Genomic DNA, 18,999 nt, shown 5'->3' with positions numbered 1-18,999 from the left:
GAAAGCCGAACGCTCCGCGCCCTGAAGTCGGATCAAAACCCAATGCCCGGGCCCGACCCGACCGGGCCGCCGCGCCCCCGGTGACGGCGGCCCGGGTCCGGTCCAGCGCTGCCGGGCCGCGACGTATACGACCACGTGCTACGGGCGAACTTTTCCGACGGATCGCGCATCGCACCGTCGCTGCGCCCGCGACGCTTCACCCGGCCATTCCGTGCGCCACCGCGGCAGGCCATACATGCGTGAGCGATGAGTTTGGCCGGCGGATCGGGTCTTCCCTGGTACAACCCGCATCACGCTGACCACGCACCTCTTCCACGACATCTCCGGGTGAACCGATGACCACTGTGCATGCCAACGAAATCGCCATGGGCGTCGAGTCGTTCGGGGACGACGACGCGCCGCTCCTCCTGCTCGCGGGCGGGACCACGATGCTGTCCTGGCCCGACGCGCTGTGCGAGCGCCTCGCCGCCGGCGGGCGCCGCGTGGTGCGCTACGACCTGCGCGACAGCGGGGAGTCGACGACGAGGGACCCGGAAGCGCCCGCCTACACGCTGCGCGACCTCGCCGCCGACGCGGCGGCCCTTGTCGACGCGCTCGGCGGCGGGCCCGCGCACCTCGGCGGGATCGGCGTCGGCGGGATGGTCGCCCAGGTGGCCGTACTCGACCATCCGGGCGCGTTCTCGGCGCTCACCCTGGTCGGCAGCCGCGCGGTCGCCCCCGGCCCGGCCGACGACGACCTCCCCGAGCACGACCAGGCGACGATGGGCCGGCTGTTCGCGCGGGCGATGCCCGATTGGACCGACCGCGAGGCGGTCGCGGAATTCGCCGCCGCCGGCGCGGAGATCCTCGGCAACGACCCCGTCGCCGCGCGCGCGATCGCCGCACGCGTCTGGGACCGCACACCCAACACCGCGCCCCCGGTCCAGATGGCCAACCAGATGGGCATGGTGTTCTCCAGCCTCGACTGCGCACCCCGCTGGCGCGAACGCCTGCCCGACATCGAGATCCCCACGCTCGTCGTCCACGGTCGCCGCGACCCGTTCTTCCCCCTCGCCAACGGCGAGGCAATCGCACACGAAATCCCCGAAGCACAACTGCTCATCCTCGACGACGCCGCCACCACGATCCCCGACACGGCGATCGCCAAGGTCACCGAGGCAATGCTCACGCTCGCGTAGGTGGTCGTGTTCGCCCGCTGTACCGCCTCGCGCGTTATTCGGCCAGGGTTGGGGCGGCGTGGGACCAGTGGTGTTCGTCGAGTTCGCGGGCGATGAAGCGGGCGAGGTCGGTGCGGGTCACCTTTCGGCCGCCCTTGGGGTTGCTCGCGTCGACGACGCGGTAGTTGCCGGTGGGGGGTTCGTCCTGCAACCGCGCGGGGCGGACGAAGGTCCAGTCGATGGTGCTTCCGCGCACGATCGTTTCCATCAACCGCATGTCGTCGTACAACTCCCGAGCCAGGGGGGCGACGAGATTGCGGTACCACCAGGGGAAGTTGGGGTCACGGTCGTGCACTCCCCCCGACGTGACCGCGATCAACCGGGGTACGCCCGCCCCTTCCATCGCGGACACCAGCGCCCGCGCCGCGTCGGAGTAGAGCCCGTGTGCGTGCCGCCCCGGCGGGCCGATCGCGGAGACCACGATGTCGTGGCCCTCGACGGCGGCGCGTACGTCGGCGGCGTCGCGCACGTCGGCCCGCACGACGTTCGACGTCCCCGTACCTGGCGATTCCTCCGGGGACGGGGGCTGCCACCGGGCCGGGTCGCGCACCGCGGCGGTGACGTCGTGGCCCTGTCGCAGGGCCTCGCGGACGACGAGGTGCCCGGTACGGCCGTTGGCTCCGAAGACGATGACGTTGCTCATGACGGTGTCCTCACGTGATCAATGGGTCGAAGGGGTTGCAGGAGTCGAAGGGGCCGAAGCGGGTTGCTCGTCGCGTGCACGTGGCAGTAGGAACACCAGGCCCGCGCCGAACAGACAGATCGCCGTGACCACCAGCGCACCGATCACCAGACCGTGCGCTCCCGCCTCAGGAGCGCCGGCGTCGTGCGCGGCGAAGTACACCGTGCCCAACACCGCCACACCCAGGGCCGTGGAAAGTTGTTGGAGTGCGTTGAGCGTCCCCGACGCGCTGCCCGTCTCGGCGGGTTCGGCCGCCGCCAGGATCGACCGGACCAGCGTGCCGGACACCAGTCCCACCCCCAGACCCACGACCAGGGTCGGTATCGACAACGCCCAGACGGCAGTCCCCGACCCGGCCACCGCCGCAAGGCCGAGCGTGCCGAGCGCCTCGACCCCGAACCCCACATGCAGGAGCGAGCGGCCGAGCCGAGCGGACACCGCCGGGGCGAAGAGCGAGGCGAGCCCGATACCCACCGCGAGCGGCGACAGCTGAAGCGCGGTTCCCCACGCGGACCGACCGAGATCGAGCTGGAGGTGGAGGGACAGGACGAGCAGCAGTCCGCCGAGGCCGGTGAAGAACGCCGCGGTGACCGCAAGGCCCCCGACGAACGCGGGTTTGCGCAGCAGGCTCGGCACCAGGACAGGCGAGCGGCTGGTGCGTTGGCGTCGGCCGAAGGCGGTGAAGGCCGCGATTCCGGCGGCGATCTCCGCGAACGTCCACCACGGCCAACCCGCCTCCCGCCCCTGGATCAGCGGGTGCACGACGAGCGCGGACCCCATCGCGACCAGGAGCGCGCCCGGCGGGTCGATCCGCACGAGCGGATCCCCCGGGTCGGCCGGCATCCACCGCAGCGCCCCGACCACGGCCAGGGCGCCGAGCGGAAGGTTGATCAGAAAGATCAGCCGCCAGTCGAGTCCGGCCGGATCGAGCGCGATGAGGCCGCCCGCGAGGACGGGGCCGCCGACGCCGGCAAGCGCCATCACCGGCCCGAACGTCGCGAACGCACGGCCGCGTTCGCGTTCGTCGAACACCGAGGTCAGGACGCCGAACCCCTGCGGGATCATCAGCGCGCCGAGCGCACCCTGCACCACCCGAGCCGCCACCAGCACGGTCGGCGAAGGCGCCGCCGCGCACACCGCGGAGGCCGTCGTGAACCCGGCGGCGCCCAGGACGAACAACCGCCGCCGACCCCACCGATCACCCAGCCGCCCGCCGACGATCAGCAGGACACCGAAGGCGAGCGTGTACCCGGCGGTGAGCCACTGCATCATCGCCGCACCACCACCCAGCCCGGCGCGGACCGACGGGGCAGCCACGTTCATCACGGTCGCGTCCAGCAGATCCAGCGCCTGGGCGAGCAGCACCACCACCAGGATCCGCCACCGACGCGGATGGGCGCGCGCCGGCGCCGTACGAACGGCCGAAGCCGACGTCGAAGCGGGAACGGTCACAGGTCTCCCTCTCACGCTTAACAAACACTGTTCGTCAAGCAGGGTGCCCTTAACGAACAGCATTCGTCAAGGTAGGCTCAGCCCATGCCGCAAGCCCGCTCCCGCTCCCGCCCCTCGAAATCCATGCTCGGCCTGGACGCCGTGCTGGCCGCGACCATCGCGCTGGTCGACGAGCTTGGCTGCGAAGCGGTGAGCCTGCGGCGCGTCGCCCAGGCCCTTCAGACCGGTCCCGCCTCGCTCTACGTGTACGTCCGCGATCGGCAGGAGCTGATGGCGCTCGTCCTCGACCACGCGGTGGCCGACGTGGTCGTGCCCGACGACGGCGCCGGGGACTGGCGTACCCGCCTCGAACTGCTCGTCGGACGCATCGTCACGGCCCTGGCCGGCCACAACGACATCGCCTCCATCGGCCTGCGGGACGCCCTCCCCGGCCCGCACGGCCTGCGCCTGACCGAGGAGATGGCCCGCCTGCTCCGCACGGGCGGACTCGACGACGACGCCTGTTCCTGGGCCATCGACCTGCTCGGCCAGTACATCTACTCGACCGCCCTGGAGAACGCCGGCGCCGGTACCGACCCGCCGACGCCCGAGACGTTCACCGCCCGACTCGACGCCACCTTCCGGACGTTGCCCGCCGGCCGATACCCCACCCTGCGAGCCCTGGCCCCGAGCCTCACCGGCGGCAACCGGGACGCCAGGGCGGCCTGGAAACTCCGCGTGATCATCGACGGCCTCCTCGCCCAGCCCCCGCACACACCGCTCAGCCGAGAGACGCACGTCACACCCGCTCCTGTCACAGGCCGCCGAGGCCCCTTGTCTTAGAGGGGCAACAGCGGACAACACCAAGGAGCGCACCATGAACGCCCGTCTGAACTTCATGACCAGCCCCGTCGCGGCCAAGGCCATGAAGCACCTCATCGCGGCAGGCAAGGCACTCTCGGACTCGACGGTGCCGGCCGCGACGCGGGAACTGGTGATGCTGCGCGCCAGTCAGATCAACGGCTGCGCGGGATGCATCGACATGCACACCAAGGACGCCGCCCACGCCGGGGAAAGCTCGGTACGCCTGAACCTGGTCGTGGCCTGGCGGGAGGCCACCGTATTCACCGATGCCGAGCGCGCCGCCCTGGAACTGGCCGAACAGGGCACCCGCATCGCCGACGCGGCGGACGGCGTCCCGGACGAGGTCTGGGCGAATGCCGCCAAGTACTACGACGAGGACCAACTCGCCGACCTGGTCGCCCAGATCGCCGTCATCAACGCCTTCAACCGCGGCAACGTCATGGTCCGGACGCCCGCCGGCGACTACCGTCCCGGGCAGCACGGATGACCTGAGCCCTTCCTCCACACCCCCGAACACACCCCCGAACCAGGGGAGGCGAGCGCCCGAGCCGCCTCCCCTGGCCACCTTCAGGCCCGCCCGTCGCCAGGCAGCGCCGGCGCCGCGAGCGCGCTCGCCAGCATGCCGGCCGTGACGATCATCGCGGTGACGAAGATCGCGTGCCCCGACGAGCGCGCGGCGTGCTCACCGGCCGAACCCAAATAGACCGACCCGTACACCGCGACCCCGAGCACCTGGGCGATCTGGGCCGTGGTGGTCATCACGCCACTCGCGTCCGCCGCGTCGGCGGGCTCGACCCGCGCCAGCGCCACGGTCAGCAGCGGGCCGGTGAGGTAGCCCATGCCGATGCCGACGACCAGTTGCAGAACCGGCAGCGCCACGCCCCCGTGCCCGCCCGAGCGCATGTCGAGGCCGATGCCGAAGTACCCGATGGCCGCGACCACGCACGCGATGGCGATCATCGATCGACGCCACCGCTCCGGCACCCGATGCCAGGTCAGGCCGCCGCCCGCGACACCGAGGGCCAGCGGCGCGAACGTCAGGCCCGTACGGGTCGCGGACTCGCCGAGCCCGGACTGCATGTGCTGCGAGAAGGCGAACAGGAAGCCGGAGTAGCCGGCCATCGCAAAGAAGTTGGCCGACGCGCCGGACACCAGCCCGGGCGTCCTCAGTACCCGGCCGGGCAACAGCGGGGCGCCGCCACGGCGTGCCACCACCCGCTCGACCACGACGAACAGGACCAGAGCCTGCACCGAGACCACGAGCGAGACCTTCGTCCACAGCGGCCACCTGCGCTCGTGGCCCAGAACCAGCGGCACGACCAGCAACAACAGTGCCGCCGTCAGCGCGATCAGGCCGGCGATGTCCAGGCTCTTGGCCTGCTCCGGCCTGCCGCGCGGCAGCACCCGCAGCCCGGCGATCACCAGCCCCACACCGATCGGCACGTTGATCAAGAACACCGGACGCCAGCCGGCGCCGAACAGGTCCGCGCTGACCAGCAGACCACCGGCGACCTGTCCGACCACCACGCCCAGCCCGATGACCGCGGCGTACAGGCTCGATGCCCGGGCCCGCGCGGCCCCCGTAAACCTGAGTTGGATCAGACTGTAGATCTGCGGCATCAGCATGGCCACCCCGACGCCCTGCACCACGCGGGCGCCGATCAGTACGGCGGAGTTCGGAGCCAAACCGCAGCCGGCGGAGGCGGCGGTGAAGGTGACGAGACCGAACAGGAACATGACCCGGAAGCCGTTGCGGGCGCCGAGGCGGGCGCCGGTGACCAGCAGCGCGGCGTAGGCGATGGTGTAGCCGGAGACGATCAGTTGCAGCACCGAGCCGGTGGAGCCGAGGTCGGTGCGGATGGTCGGGGTGGCGACGTTGACAATGGTCGAGTCGAGCAGGGCCATGAAAACCGCGCCCAGCATGACAACCAGCATGCGGTTGTTCCGGCGGGTGCGTTCGTCCGGGTCGGGGGGTGTCGCGACTGCGGTGGCTCCGGGACGGTCCGGGCGCGCCGGGTCCCATTTCGTCTGACTCATGTGGCCGATGGTGTTGGTACCCGTGTGCGGGTACCAGGCATCCGCTCATCCCGGTACCGGCGGTATCCGGCTGCACCGAGAGGGGGTGTCCGGCCGGGCCGCGACGCCGTCCCGCACACTGGGACGGTGACGCTCATGGACCCCGCCCCCTCCGACCCCGACTCCGCCGCCGCGGGGAGTTCCGCCGACGGCGAGGCCCGGAGGCGCGCCGAGTTGGGCGCCTTCCTCAGGCGGCGGCGGGAGCACGTCACACCGGCCGAGGTCGGCCTCCCGGCCCAAACACGACGGCGTACGCCCGGACTGCGCCGAGAGGAGGTGGCGCAGCTCTCCGGAATCGGGGTGGCCTGGTACACGTGGTTGGAGCAGGGGCGGCGGATCAACCCGAGTGTCCAGGTACTCGACGCGATCGCCCGGACGCTGAAGCTCGACCGGACCGAACGCGACCACCTGTACCGGCTCGCGGGCGTCCCGAGCGTGCCGCTCGACGCGTCGGCGCACGGTTCCCGGCCGGCGGAGAACCAGGCCATCCTCGATGCCCTGACCCCGCTTCCGGCGACGATCGTGACCACCCGCTACGACGTGCTCGCGTTCAACGACGCGTACGCGGCGCTCGATCCGGGGCTGGTGCTGCGCCCTCCGGCGGAACGCAACGTGCTGTGTCACCTGTTCACCGCCGAGGAAAACCTGCAACCGCTCGTCGAGTGGGAGCGCGAAGTCTCCTTCATGGTGGCCCAGTTGCGGGCCGAGTTCGGCCGCCGCCTGGACGACCCGCGCTGGACGGGTTTCATCCGCCGCCTGTCCGAGGCGAGTCCGCGCTTCGCCGCGATGTGGGCCAGACACGAGGTCGCCTCGTCGGCCACCCGGCGCAAGCGCTTTCGGACCGTCGACGGCGACCGGCTCGACCTGATCGCGACCGGCTTCTCGGCGACCGCCGCCGCCGACACCAGGATGTGGGTGTACACACCCGACGACCCGCGGACGGAGCAACTGCTGGCCGAACTCGTGGGCCGCTACCGGGAGATCGGCGCCGCCGAATTCGTGTCACGCGGCACACGCACCGGCGGCGACAGCCAACGGCCCGAACCCGCTGTGGAATCTTCCCACTCAGCCCCGGGTGCTAAGGGATCGTGAGTACGATCTTGCCCCGGATGTGCCCCCGGGCGGCGCGTTCGTGCGCTGTCCGGGCGTCCGCGAGGGTGAACGTGCTGTCGATCGCGACGCGGATCGTGCCCGCGCCGAGCAGGCGTCCCAGTTCGGCGAGTTGCGCGCCGTTCGAGCGGACCTGGGTTGCCGTGACCGTGACGCCCAGTTCGGCGATTTCCGCTTCGTCGAACTCGCCGAAGAACACCGGGAATTGGGAGCCGCCGCGCTTGAGCGTGCGCAGGAGGCGGCTGCTGTGGGGGCCGCCGACGGTGTCGAGGACGAGGTCGACGTCGTGTGCGAGGTCCTCGGGTCGGCTCTTGGTGTAGTCGATGAACTCGTCGGCGCCGAGCCCGCGCAGGAACGACTCGTGCGCGCCCGATGCCACCGCGATGACGCGTGCGCCCTGCCATTTCGCCAGCTGTAGCGCGAAGTGCCCCACGCCGCCCGCGGCGCCGTTGACGAGGACCGTCACGTCGGGGCCGAGCGGTACCGGACGGTGCCTCGCCGCCTGGAACGGCGACGGGTGATCGTGTCCGAGCTCGATCAGGAACTGCCACGCGGTGAGCCCGGCCATCGGTACCGCGGCGGCGTGCACGTGGTCGATGCCGGCCGGCTTGGGTGCGAGGTCCGCCGCGGGCGCGACCGCGTACTCGGCGTAGGTGTGCCCGTCGAAGCCGGGGAAGCGCAGGAGGCCGAAGACCTCGTCGCCGACGCAGACGCCGTCCACGTCGGCGGCGACGGCCTCGACGACGCCGGACAGGTCCGTCCCCGGAATCACGGGCAGGTCGAACTTCGGCCTCGTCTCCGGGGGCAGGTTGGACATACCGTCGCGCAGGTACCAGTCGGGCGGATTGATGCCGGCCGCCCGCACGCGGACGAGCACCTCGCCCGGCCCCGGCTCGGGAATCGGCACCTCCTCGTACCGCAGCACCTCGGGGCCGCCGTGCGCGTGGAGCCGGATCGCCCTCATCGTGCGTGTCGGCATCGTTTTCTCCTGTCCAGACCGCGGGATACGCTTATTCGGATCAGCGATCCGCATATGTGGATCACTGATCCGAATATATGGACCACTGAACCGGATAGTCAAGAGGGACGTGCACGCATGCGGGCCGACGCCAGGAAGAACCGCGACCACCTGCTCGCAGTAGCGGGCACCGCCATCACCGAACAGGGCATCGACGTGTCGATGCGCGACATCGCGCGCAGGGCCGACGTCGGACTCGCCACGCTGCTGCGGCACTTCCCGACACGCGAGGCGCTTCTGGAAGCCCTGCTCCGCACGAGCTTCGACGAACTCACCGCACAGGCGGCCGCACTCGCCGAGACGTCGAACCCGCCCGGCGAAGCCCTCGTCTCGTGGGTACGCGATTGCGTCGCGTGGACGACCGAGTATCGGGGCGTGACCGTACTGATGGCAGCCGCCATCGCGGACACCGAATCCGCACTCCACGCTTCGTGCGTCACCCTGCGCGCGGCCGGCGCGCGGCTCCTCACCCGCGCCCAGGCGGCGGGCACGGCGCGCGGCGACCTCGACGGCGACGACCTGTTCGCGCTGATGGCCATGCTCGCCTGGCTGGGCGACCAACCCGCACTCACCCCACGCGCCGCTCACCTCTTCAACGTCATCGCCGGCGCAATCCTGACCGACACGGGCAACTCGTGACGTGCGGGGGGTTAAACCAGGCGCGCGTAAAACCAATGAGCACTACATTCCCGGTAGACGCGATCCGATGGGCCGTCGACATCGGCCAGGACGTGACGTGACGTGGAGAATCGATGCCACCGCCACCTCTCGACATCCGCTACCACCCGGGTGCGCTCGCCGATCCCGATACCGACCTCGCCCGGGTCTTGGCCGAGGTCACCTGGGACGAAGACATGCGGGCACGCCGAACCGCCTGCTTCGGCATGCCGTACGACTACTCCGGGCGGCGGCACGACGTCGCACCCATGCCCCCGCGAATCGCCGCGATCGGCGCCCGCGCCGGCTCACACGCCGGTCATCCCTTCGACAACTGCCTGGCGAATCTGTACGAGACCGGCGACAACACCATGGGCTTCCACCAGGACTCCTACGACGGTCTCACCCCCCGGCAGCACGATCGCGATCGTCTCCCTCGGCGCGACGCGACGCCTCGTCTTCCGCAGCCTCGACCGCGACCACCGCCACGAACTCGCCCTCGCGCACGGCTCGTTGCTGCTCATGACCGCCGTGACCCAACGCGGCTGGACCCATGCCGTCCCCCGGCACCCCTCGGCCGGCCGCCGCGTCAGTCTCACCTTCCGCCACTTCGAGCCGCACCTTCCCACGAACACATGGCGAGCCGCGGCATCCGACCGACGTCACGCCGGTCCATACGCGGTCGGTGGGCGGCCGAGAAGGTTCCTGAACGCCGCCGTGAAAGCGGCGGGATTCTCGTAGCCGAGTGTGGTCGCGACCCGGGAGACCGGAACCCCCGCCGCCAGGGGGCGCAGGGAGTGCAGGACGCAGGCGCGCTGTCGCCATTGGGTGAAGCTCAAGCCCGTGCCGCCACGAAACAGACGACTGAGCGTGCGTTCACTCACGTTGAGCGCGGTCGCCCAGCGAGCCGGCGGGTCGTGGATGTCGGGCTCGCGGAGAAACGCGTCGCACAACCGGCGCAGCCCCGGGTCCGAGGGAAGCGGCACATCGAGCGGAAGCGGTGTGAGGTTTCTGATCTCGTGCAGGAGCAGTTCGATGACGACGGCGTCGCGACCGTGGTCGGGATAACGGGGTTCCATGTCGACGGCGACGAGGATGAGCTCCCGCAGCAGCGCGGAGACGTCGACGACGCGGCAGCGCGCGGGAAACCACGGGACGGCGCTCGGCTCGATGTACAGGCTGCGCGTGGAGACCCCCGTCATGGTGACCTGATGAGCGGTCAGGGGCGGGATGAGCACCGCACGGTCGGCGGGAACGGTCCAGGTGCCGTCGATCGTCTCCACCTGCATGACGCCGGTGACGGCGTACAGGAACTGGGTGCGCCGATGCTCGTGGAACGGGAGCAGGTGGTCGTGGGGATAGTCCGTGCCGACGGCCAGCACGGCACGGTCGAGGTCGTCCACCTCCGCGACGGGGATGTTGCGCATACGGCGAAGCTACCCCCTCCTGTCCGCTGCGCGTAAGAACATGGCGAACGATCGATTGCCCGCCGGCTACGGACGCCCGTAGCGTTCCGGCAGTGCCGACCCTTTTCCTTGTCCTCTTCCTGTTCGGCTGCCTGACCGGCGTCACGACAGTGCTCTTCGGTTTCGGCGGCGGGTTCATCACCGTCCCGGTCGTCTACGGCTTCCGGACCGTCACGGCCGATTCCGGCGCAGATGCGATGCATGTCGCGGTGGCGACGTCGACGGCGGTCATGCTCGTGAACGCGCTGACCGCCACCCTGGTACAACTGCGCGCCGGGCGGCTCCGCCGGGAGTACATGTGGCCGCTGACCGCCTTCGTCGCGATCGGCGCCGGCCTCGGATCCCTCGCGGCCACCCGGGTCGAAGGCCCGCAGCTGCACCTCCTCTTCGCCGCCTATCTGGCCGTGACGATCATCGACAGCCTGGTGCGAAAGGGATTCCTCGTACCCGCACACGCGGCGCAACCGGCGGCCCTCGGACGGCTCACCACCACATTCGGCGGAGCCGGAATAGGCGCGGTCGCCGCGTGCCTGGGAGTGGGCGGAAGCGTCATGACGGTCCCGCTCCTGCGGCGCAGAGGCCTCCCCATGGCCGACGCGGCAGCGATGGCAAACCCACTGAGCCTTCCCGTCGCCGCGGTCGGAAGCGTCGTCTACGCGCTCGCCGCCACCTCCTCGACACATACGGGCCGCATCGGCTACGTCGACCTGCTCTCCTCCGCGGCCCTGCTCAGCGGCTCGCTACCCACGATCGCCCTGGTCAAGCGCCTCGGCCGGCACGTCCCGGACCGCGTCCACTCCATCGCCTACATCGCCCTACTCGTCATCGTTCTCCTCGCGATGATCACCACGGGAAGCTGAACCGAACCCGCATCCCGCGCCGGCGTCATCCCGTGCTCGGGATTCGGTGGGTCGCGACGTAGTTTGCCGGGAAGGCGGTGGGGTCTCGGTGCCATTGGGCAAGGGTGCGGTGGGCGAAAGTCTCGCCTGTCGCGGCGACCGCTTCGAGTGGCTCCAGGTACGACAGCGTTTCGGCACGTTCGAGGCCGGCGTCGACGCGCGCCCGCAGCCCCGCCCTGCTCAGGCGGAGCAGTTCGGCCGCCGTTTCGCGCACGGGGCGGCCGGCGAGCGTTGCCTGCATGCCGCGCCGGGCGATGTCGTCGAGGGCCACGAGGTGCTGCTCGGCGGTGATGTCGCGCAGCAGTTCCCATACGGCCGCGCGCGTGGGCGCGTGGTAGGTCAATCCGCTCCAGAACGCGGGTACCGCGGCGAGGTCCGCGTAGGGGAGCCCGTCCACCGCGCGCAGTTCCAGGGTGTCGCGCAGCCGTACGTCCGGGAAGATCTGCGACAGATGGTCGCGCCAGTCCTGCATTCCCGGCCGGGTACCGTCCTCGAAGCCCTCGGCCAGCAGGGTGCGGAACGGCACGGGGGGCACGCGCTCGCGGCTTCCGTCCGGCATGCCCCGGTGCATCATCGGTAGGCCCAGGGCCCAGTCGATGAAGAGGTCGATGCCGAAGTCCTCCCGCAGCGTCACGGGAACGACGCGGGTGCGGACCGGGTCGGCACGACTCCAGAAGCGCATCCGGCGCGACAGCAGTCCGCTCGGTTTTCCGGCGTCCATCGGCGCGTTGACGAACAGCGCGGCCGCCGGCGTGGAGGCCGCGGCCTGGACCCGGAGTTTGTCCGCGAGATCGTCGGGCGAGGTGAAGTCGAACGACACCTGCGTCGACACGATCATGGACATGATCCGCGGACCCCACTCCCCTTCCCGCCCCAGGCTCGCGAAGTGATCCCGCATCAGCGACGTACGCGAGTGCGGCATCCACCGCACGTCCTCGAAGGCCGTACACGGGTACTGCGCGCCCGGCACGAGAGCGAAACCGAATCGGTCCGCGACGGCGGCGAGCCGTTCCAGGGTCGTGCGCACGACTCCCATCAGGTCCGCGACACACGGCGCGGGAGCCGACGAATACTCCACCGCCCCGCCGTGCTCCAGGGAGACATGGCCGCCGTCGGGCAGCCGGACCCCGACAAGCGTGCCGTAGTCGTGGACGGCCTCGTTGCCGGGCTCGGCCGCGAGGTGGGCGAGGTAGGCCCCGATTCCGGTCTCACCCTCGTACGGAATCGCCTCCGCCGTACGCGGGTTCAGCGCGGCCGACTCGATCTCGATGCCGACCAGCTCTTCCTGTTTGTCCTGCTCGAACACGCTGCGCAGTTCGGCCGGTGAAAGCACATGTGCCGCGGATGCGATGGACATGGAACACACCTTGGATTCAATGGAGCACGACGAAGCGTCGCGCGTTGGGCCAAAAGCCGACCACCGCGAAAAGCGGCCGACCACCGCGACGCCGCTGACAGCCTTCCACAACGCGGGGCACGGGCGGCCGGGCATACGCGGACATACACCCGACCGCAGTACCCGGCCACCCGGGTCGTCGTACGGCGACCACCGACCACCGGCCGCGTCATCCGGTGCGGTCGAAACGCTCCCGTATCTCGGGTACCAATCCCGTCCGGTCCCAGGGGAAGTCCTGGTCGGGACGGCCGTAGTGGCCGTAGGTGGCAGTCGGCCGGAATCGTGGCGTGCGCAGTTCCAGGCGTTCGATCACCGCCTCCACCCGCAGGTCCACGAGGGCCGGCAGCGCCTCGGCCACCTCCGCCGCGTCCACGACGCCGGTGCCGGCGAAATCCACGTTCACCCATACGGGTGTGGGATGACCGATGGCGTACCCGAGCCCGACCCGGCAACGCCGGGCCAGTCCCGCCGCGACCAGGTTGGTCGCCAGGTATCTGGCCACGTAGGCCCCCGAACGGTCGACCTTGGTGGCGTCCTTGCCCGAGCAGCAACCGCCGCCGTGTCGCACCAGGCCGCCGTAGGAGTCCACCATGAGCTTGCGTCCCGTGAGCCCGGCATCGGCGGACGGACCGCCCACCACGAACGTGCCCGCCGGGTTCACATAGACCCGATCGGGACGCACACCGCGATCGCGCAACGCGGGCACGACGAGCTTTTCGGTCACCGTCTCCGTCAGGTCGTCCAACGAGAGCGCCTGCGGGTGTTGCGCCGAGACCACGACCACGGCTTGCAGCGTTGCCTCCCCGCCGGTCGCCGGATCGCCGGTCAACTGGACCTGGACCTTGCCGTCCGGCCCCAGGAGCCGGGCGCCGTCGTCGTCGCGCGTGCCGGCGACCCGGCGTGCGATGTCGTGCGCGAGAACGCAGGCCAGTGGCATGTGTTCGGGCGTCTCGTCGGTCGCGTAGCCGTAGACGATGCCCGAATCGCCCGCCCCGCCCAGGTCGACGCGGTGGGCGATCTCGGGTGACTGACGGTCCAGCAACAGCTGTATCCCACTGGTGTTCGCACTCAGGCCGTGCCGCGCCGGCTCGTGGTAGCCGACGTCCGCCAGCACGCCGCGGACCACGGCCTCGACCTCCACGTCGGCGGTGGAGGTGATCTGTCCGGTGACCACCACGACGCCCCGGGTGACCAGTACTTCGCAGTTGACACGGGCGCCCGGGTCCGCGGCGACGTACGCGTCCAGCACGCTGTCCGACACCTGGTCGGCGACCTTGTCCGGGTGGCCGGGGCAGACCGATTCGGCGATCTGCGCCGCCGCCGGTTCGGAGGATGACAGGGGCACGGGTTCTCCTTCGCAGTGGGCTGTTCGGGGAGGGCTGTGCCGAAAGCGCCGTTCGCAGGGGGCTGTTCCGAAGGGGCTGTGCCGAAAACGCTGTTCGCAGGGAACGATTCCAAGAGGGCCGGGCGCAAAAAGCGGTTCGGGAGAGGCGGTTCGCCGGCCCCTAGGGAGCAGCCGCCGCAATCCGCCCCTCCAAGCACCGCGCGATCGCATCCAGCACCCGCGCCCGCTGACCGGCAGGCCCGATGGTGATCCGCAGGCAGCCCGCCAGGTCCGGAACCTTCAGGTGCCGCACGAAGATCCCCCGCGCCGCGAGCGCTCCGGCGAGGTGTTCGCCCGTCGCCGGATCGGCCGGCCGCACGGTGACGAAGTTGGTCGTTCCGGGCAGTACGCTCAGGCCCAGTCGGCCCAGGGCGGCCGTGTAATGCGCTCGCCCCTCCGCGGTCTGCTCGATCACGCGCGCCAGGTGCGCCTCGGCGTCGAGCGAGGCCAGCGCCGCCGCCTCGGCCACCCGGCCCACCACATAGTGCTCGGCGCCGCGGGCCAGAGCGTCGAGCAGCGACCGGTCCCCGACCGCGTACCCGATGCGCAGTCCGGCCAGGGCGTGCGCCTTGGAGAACGTCCGCAGCCACAACATCCTGGTGCCCGTGACCTGTCGGGCGCTCAACCGCTCGGCCGGACTCTGGTACTCGGCGTAGGCGCCGTCGACTACGAGCAGCGTCGCCGCCGGCAGAGCCCGGGCCAGGGCCAGCACCGCCGCCGCGCCATGCGAACCGCCGCCCGGGTTGTCGGGATCCGCGAGGTAGACGACATCGGCACGGCACTCGTGCGCGCGCCGTGCCAGTGCCCGCAGGTCGGGCGCGTCCGCCCGGTAGGGCACCGCGTGCACGTCGGATCCGGCGGCCCGGGCGAAGTAGCCGAACGTCGGATAGGTGGACTCGCTGGTCACCGCCGTCCGGCCGGCGCCGAGGAATCCCCGCGTCGTCATGGCAAGCAGCCCGTCCACACCCGGGCCCACCATGACGGTGTCCCGGCCGGTCCGCAGCCCCGCGGCCAGCCGTTCGCGCAGCGCGAAGTGCTCGCAGTCGGGATACCGATGCGCCTCTGCCGCCGCGGTATGGATCGCCCGGATCACCTCGCCCGACGGGCCGAACTCGTTCTCGTTGGTGCTCAATCGTTCGCGGGCGCGCAGACCCGTGGCCCGTTCCGTCATCTCCAGCGACGGAAACGGGTTCTCCGCCGCCGGGCTCACGGGTTCGGCTCGGCGGCCGGCCCCACCCCGAGCAGTGTGGCGAGGTACTCGTTGTATCGGCGCATGGCGAGCATCCGAAGCGCTCCGCCCGTGATCAGCTCGATGCCGGCCTCGGGTTCGGCCTCGACGATCGGCAGTACGACACCGTCCAACCACTCGGGCCCGTGCTCCGCGTCGCCCTCCACGTGGTTGTGGAAGAACTCGAAGTCCTCGGCCGCGCCGTAGCCGTGCCGTTCCAGGCCGCGGATCACCGAGGCGTCGCGGTCCACGTCGAACAGTTCCGGCATGGCCAGGCTGCCCAGCGCCTTGAAGTGGTTCCGGCGGTTGCAGGCCAGCACGAAGTACAGGTTGTGCCCGGCGTAGGGACGCCAGTCCTCCCACGGCGGCACGGTCGGCAGGGTCAGTCCGAGGGTCTGCAGGCTGCGGGTGAACTGGAGGGTGTGCGCCCGGTGTCGTTCGCCCGCGCCGCACTCGTCCCACAGATGACGGCTGATCTCGTGCTTGACCGTCTCCATGAAGTGCGTCTGGGCCAGGACCAGCGCGTCGAAGAAGCGGTAGTTGAGATACCCGTCGGCCCGGATGAACAGGGCCAACTGGTCGATCGTGGCCCGCTCTTCCAGGCAGGTCTCCACGAGGCGGTCGAGTTCGTTGCGTTCCTTGGCCTCGGTGACGAACCAGTCCCGCACGAAGTCGGGACTGCCGGCGTCCTGCGGGGACGGCAGCCGATCCCGGATCTCGGCGGTGTCCGCACGCAGCACCTCGTCCTCGTACAGGTGGCGGAACGCGTTGAACCAGGCGGTGCGTTCGTGCACGGTGATGCCCAGCGGGTGGCCGAGCAGCCCCTCGTACACGGTGTACGCGCTGCGGTGTACGTCGAGCAGGGCCGCCGCGTCGCCGTGGGTGCGCCCGCGTTCCTGGGCTTCGCCGAGTGCGGCCAGCAGGCGGCGATGACCGGCGTCGAGTTCGAGCGGTTCGACCGGACCGTCCAGGGCGGCGTTGAGCAGGCTCTCCACCGAGCCCTCCGGAACGTCCGCGGCCGGTCGCCGGACACCTTCGCGCGGCGGAATCCGTTCCATATCCGGGTCCTCGACCATGTTTGTCCTCCACGTTCGCTACGGGGGCGGTGGTCAGTCCTCGAAAGCTTCGATGCCGTCTCGGCTCGGCCGGGAATCCTCGACGCGCACGGGCATCCGCAGGGTCGCGAGGAGTTCGTACAGGCTCAGCCCCAGCTCCGCGCCGAGATCCTGAGCGGTGCGTGCCGGCGCGCCGCCGTCGTGCTCCGGCCCGATGAACGTCATCCAGTCCCCCGGGCGGGCGCCGGGCACGTCCGTCACGTCGAATTGGGTGCAGTCCATGCCGGGCCGGCCGACCATGGCGCAACTTCGCCCGCGCAGCAGTCCGCGCGGCGCGGCGGCCGATCCGGCCAGCCCGTGCGAGAAGCCGATGGCGACCGAGCCCAGACGCCGGCCGGGAGCGACCGGCGCGGACCGGTCGTATCCGAGCCCCTCCGCGCGGGTCACGGTGACGACGTCCAGGACCCGGGCGCGTACGGAGATCGCGGGCCGGAGCCGATCGAGACGCGCACCCGCGGGGGTGGCGCGTACCCGATCGTCGGCCTGGAACAGCCCGTACAGTCCGAGCCCCGGCCGCACCCAGTCCGTCCCCCGCAACGCCTCGGGGTGCAGCAGTCCGTGCGTCGCCGCGAGCGAGGCCGCCAACCCGGGCCCCAGCACGGCGCGGGCCGAGGCCAGCCGGGCCCGGAACGCGTCGGCCTGCGCCGCGGTCTCCCCCTCGTCCCGACCGGCGCTGGACAGGTGGGCGAACACCCCGGCCGGCCGCACGGCGGCACGCGCCTCGTGCAGCGCGTCCAGCACCGCACCGAACCCCTCGTCCTCGCGCGGACCGAACCGGTTGAACCCGACATTGGTCCGCAGCCACACATCGCCCGGCGCACCGCCCCGATCCCGCGGCACCGTGCCGTGGCGCCGGACCTGCTCCGCCGTGGCGACCGCCGGCATGAGCCGATGGCGCGCGCACGCGGCGGCGTTGTCCGCGACGTCCACGTCCATCACCAGGATCGGGACCTCGATGCCGACGTCCCGCAGCTCGGCCCCCTGGGCGACCGTGTCCACGGCCAGCGCGTCCACCCGCGCGTCGACCAGCAGGCGGGCGAGGTCGGGTGCGCCGAACCCGTACGCGTCGCCCTTGACCACTGCCATCACGCGCCGGCCCCCCGCCGCCGCGCGCAGCACCCCGAGGTTGTGCCGCACCGCGTCGGCGGACACGGTCTTCTCCAGCCGGGCGGCGGCCAGGGAGGCGACGCGCTCGCGCCGGCGGATCGCCGTCACACCACCTCCGGGTCGGGATAACGCACATGGTCCCCCTGCCAGTTGACCATTTCCAACACCCGAAAACCCTCGTCGTCCAGGACGTGTCGGGGCAGGCCGTCGGTGGAGCCGACGTCCACCAGCGGAACCGTGTACTTGCCCGTGGCGTGCGGCAGCACGTACTCGGGGACGGCGGGGTTGGAGATCCGGCGTTTGAGCGACCGCATGATCTCCACCCCGCGCTGCACCGGGATGCGGAAACACTCGGACTCGGGGCTGTGCGGCATGAAGTGGTAGAGGTAGCCCGCGTGCACACCCCGTCGATACAGGCCCATGCACAACTCCCGCATGGTCTCCGGGGAGTCGTTGACACCGCCGAGGAGCGGGACGTTCGCGAAGATGATGGGCACCCCCGCCTGCAACCTCTTGACCGCCACGTCGAATTCCGGCGTCAGCTCCCTGGGGTGGGTGACGTGCAGCCCGATCGAGACGACGCCGTGCCGGGCCAGGATCGCGGCGAGTTCCTCGTCGATCCGGTAGGGGTTGAACGTCAGGGCCCGGGTGTGGAAGCGCACCAGCAGATCGGGCCGGGCGGCCGACACCTCGCCCAGCACCTGGTCGATCTGGCTGTTGGCGTGCATGAGCGGCTCGCCCCCGCTCAGGATGATCTCCTCGACCTGCGGGTGCGCGCGCAGGTAGTCCAGGGTGGCCCGCCAGTGGTCGCGGTCGAAGCTCGCCTTCGCGGAGTCCTTGTCGAGCGTGCGCAGTGCCTCGTAACAGAACTGGCAGTAGGCATGACACACGTTCGCGTACCGCAGGATCAGGCGATTGTCGTACTTGTGCTGCGCGATGGGCGTGACCATCTCGTGCGGGAGTTCCCAGTTCTCGGTCTTGCCGTCGTAGGCGTACGGTTCGCCGCCGCCGTCGCCGAACCGCTGCGGGGCGACCTGCTTCCACAGCGGGTCGTCGAGCGCCGGTCCACCCGTGGCCGGATCGGTGGCGACCAGGCTCAGGTAGTAGGGCGTCACCTGGAAACGCCTGGAGAGGTTGTGCCGGGTGATGCGATCCAGGATCTCCTGGTCGCACCCGGGAAAACGCGTCCGGAACTGTCCGGCCGTGCGGATCGCGTTGCGCTGCTGCCACTTCCAGTCGGTCCATTCGCCGTCCGGGGTGGACTCCCCGTCCTCGGCGCACCGGACTGCGTCGGTGGTCATCCTGCTCTCCTCGGAGTGGAGTGACGCGCATGGGGTCGGGCGTTGCTC

Annotated in this window: 18 protein-coding genes; 7 read left to right on the top strand and 11 right to left on the bottom strand. The window is 70.8% G+C overall.

Annotated elements, in window-relative coordinates:
• Positions 1–335: 335 nt before the first annotated feature.
• Complete coding sequence (locus ACH4XV_RS29605; RefSeq protein ID WP_395795012.1) at positions 336–1,178, top strand: alpha/beta fold hydrolase; 843 nt, start codon at positions 336–338, stop codon at positions 1,176–1,178.
• A gap of 34 nt (positions 1,179–1,212) precedes the next feature.
• Here the strand turns inward: ACH4XV_RS29605 and ACH4XV_RS29600 are convergent, their stop codons facing one another.
• Together ACH4XV_RS29600 and ACH4XV_RS29595 are read right to left on the bottom strand one after the other, a co-directional pair.
• On the bottom strand, positions 1,213–1,860 hold the full coding sequence (locus ACH4XV_RS29600) for an NAD(P)-dependent oxidoreductase (RefSeq protein ID WP_395795010.1): 648 nt from the start codon (positions 1,858–1,860) through the stop codon (positions 1,213–1,215).
• Between the two features lie 18 nt (positions 1,861–1,878).
• Positions 1,879–3,351: an MFS transporter gene (locus ACH4XV_RS29595; RefSeq protein WP_395795008.1), complete on the bottom strand. Its 1,473-nt coding sequence runs from the start codon at positions 3,349–3,351 to the stop codon at positions 1,879–1,881.
• Between the two features lie 84 nt (positions 3,352–3,435).
• Between ACH4XV_RS29595 and ACH4XV_RS29590 the strand changes: the two genes are divergently transcribed.
• Positions 3,436–4,173, top strand: coding sequence for a TetR/AcrR family transcriptional regulator C-terminal domain-containing protein (locus tag ACH4XV_RS29590; protein ID WP_395795006.1), 738 nt, complete (start codon positions 3,436–3,438; stop codon positions 4,171–4,173).
• 34 nt (positions 4,174–4,207) lie between these two features.
• The gene (locus ACH4XV_RS29585; protein WP_395795004.1) at positions 4,208–4,681 is read left to right on the top strand and encodes a carboxymuconolactone decarboxylase family protein; all 474 of its coding nucleotides are present in this window, start codon (positions 4,208–4,210) and stop codon (positions 4,679–4,681) included.
• An 80-nt stretch (positions 4,682–4,761) separates the two neighbouring features.
• Here ACH4XV_RS29585 and ACH4XV_RS29580 read toward each other — a convergent pair whose 3' ends face one another.
• Positions 4,762–6,231 carry an MFS transporter gene (locus ACH4XV_RS29580; protein WP_395795002.1) on the bottom strand — a complete coding sequence of 490 codons (1,470 nt, stop codon included), beginning with the start codon at positions 6,229–6,231 and terminating at the stop codon, positions 4,762–4,764.
• 135 nt (positions 6,232–6,366) lie between these two features.
• Between ACH4XV_RS29580 and ACH4XV_RS29575 the strand changes: the two genes are divergently transcribed.
• Positions 6,367–7,362: a helix-turn-helix transcriptional regulator gene (locus ACH4XV_RS29575; protein WP_395795083.1), complete on the top strand. Its 996-nt coding sequence runs from the start codon at positions 6,367–6,369 to the stop codon at positions 7,360–7,362.
• On the opposite strand, the gene ACH4XV_RS29570 is transcribed toward ACH4XV_RS29575, so the two are convergent.
• Positions 7,349–8,359 (bottom strand): NADP-dependent oxidoreductase, encoded by a 1,011-nt coding sequence (locus ACH4XV_RS29570; RefSeq protein WP_395795000.1) that lies wholly within the window; start codon positions 8,357–8,359, stop codon positions 7,349–7,351. The two genes, ACH4XV_RS29575 and ACH4XV_RS29570, sit on opposite strands and share 14 nt — an antisense overlap.
• A 117-nt stretch (positions 8,360–8,476) precedes the next feature.
• On the opposite strand from ACH4XV_RS29570, the gene ACH4XV_RS29565 reads away from it, so the two are divergent.
• Positions 8,477–9,037 carry a TetR/AcrR family transcriptional regulator gene (locus tag ACH4XV_RS29565; RefSeq protein WP_395794998.1) on the top strand — a complete coding sequence of 187 codons (561 nt, stop codon included), beginning with the start codon at positions 8,477–8,479 and terminating at the stop codon, positions 9,035–9,037.
• Between the two features lie 102 nt (positions 9,038–9,139).
• Complete coding sequence (locus ACH4XV_RS29560) at positions 9,140–9,796, top strand: alpha-ketoglutarate-dependent dioxygenase AlkB (RefSeq protein ID WP_395794996.1); 657 nt, start codon at positions 9,140–9,142, stop codon at positions 9,794–9,796.
• On the opposite strand, the gene ACH4XV_RS29555 is transcribed toward ACH4XV_RS29560, so the two are convergent.
• Positions 9,718–10,482, bottom strand: a complete 765-nt coding sequence (locus tag ACH4XV_RS29555; protein WP_395794994.1) for an AraC family transcriptional regulator — start codon at positions 10,480–10,482, stop codon at positions 9,718–9,720. The two genes, ACH4XV_RS29560 and ACH4XV_RS29555, sit on opposite strands and share 79 nt — an antisense overlap.
• Before the next feature lie 92 nt (positions 10,483–10,574).
• Between ACH4XV_RS29555 and ACH4XV_RS29550 the strand changes: the two genes are divergently transcribed.
• Positions 10,575–11,381, top strand: a complete 807-nt coding sequence (locus ACH4XV_RS29550) for a sulfite exporter TauE/SafE family protein (RefSeq protein ID WP_395794992.1) — start codon at positions 10,575–10,577, stop codon at positions 11,379–11,381.
• A gap of 25 nt (positions 11,382–11,406) precedes the next feature.
• Here ACH4XV_RS29550 and ACH4XV_RS29545 read toward each other — a convergent pair whose 3' ends face one another.
• The 6 genes from ACH4XV_RS29545 to ACH4XV_RS29520 all read right to left on the bottom strand — a co-directional run bounded on the left by ACH4XV_RS29545 (position 11,407) and on the right by ACH4XV_RS29520 (position 18,951).
• On the bottom strand, positions 11,407–12,777 hold the full coding sequence (locus ACH4XV_RS29545; protein WP_395794990.1) for a glutamate-cysteine ligase family protein: 1,371 nt from the start codon (positions 12,775–12,777) through the stop codon (positions 11,407–11,409).
• A gap of 208 nt (positions 12,778–12,985) precedes the next feature.
• A complete protein-coding gene (metK, locus tag ACH4XV_RS29540; protein ID WP_395794988.1) occupies positions 12,986–14,161 on the bottom strand; it encodes a methionine adenosyltransferase in 1,176 nt (391 codons plus the stop codon).
• A 160-nt stretch (positions 14,162–14,321) separates the two neighbouring features.
• Complete coding sequence (locus ACH4XV_RS29535) at positions 14,322–15,371, bottom strand: pyridoxal phosphate-dependent aminotransferase (RefSeq protein WP_395794986.1); 1,050 nt, start codon at positions 15,369–15,371, stop codon at positions 14,322–14,324.
• Between the two features lie 35 nt (positions 15,372–15,406).
• Positions 15,407–16,486, bottom strand: a complete 1,080-nt coding sequence (locus ACH4XV_RS29530; protein WP_395794984.1) for an iron-containing redox enzyme family protein — start codon at positions 16,484–16,486, stop codon at positions 15,407–15,409.
• A gap of 51 nt (positions 16,487–16,537) precedes the next feature.
• Complete coding sequence (locus ACH4XV_RS29525; protein ID WP_395794982.1) at positions 16,538–17,758, bottom strand: alanine racemase; 1,221 nt, start codon at positions 17,756–17,758, stop codon at positions 16,538–16,540.
• Positions 17,755–18,951 carry a KamA family radical SAM protein gene (locus ACH4XV_RS29520; protein ID WP_395794980.1) on the bottom strand — a complete coding sequence of 399 codons (1,197 nt, stop codon included), beginning with the start codon at positions 18,949–18,951 and terminating at the stop codon, positions 17,755–17,757. Before ACH4XV_RS29520 ends, ACH4XV_RS29525 begins: the two co-directional genes overlap by 4 nt.
• Between the last annotated feature and the right edge of the window lie 48 nt (positions 18,952–18,999).

The sequence above is a fragment of the Embleya sp. NPDC020630 genome, from assembly GCF_044334985.1.
In the GTDB taxonomy this organism is placed as follows: domain Bacteria; phylum Actinomycetota; class Actinomycetes; order Streptomycetales; family Streptomycetaceae; genus Embleya.
This window is presented reverse-complemented; position numbering and strand designations above follow the sequence as displayed.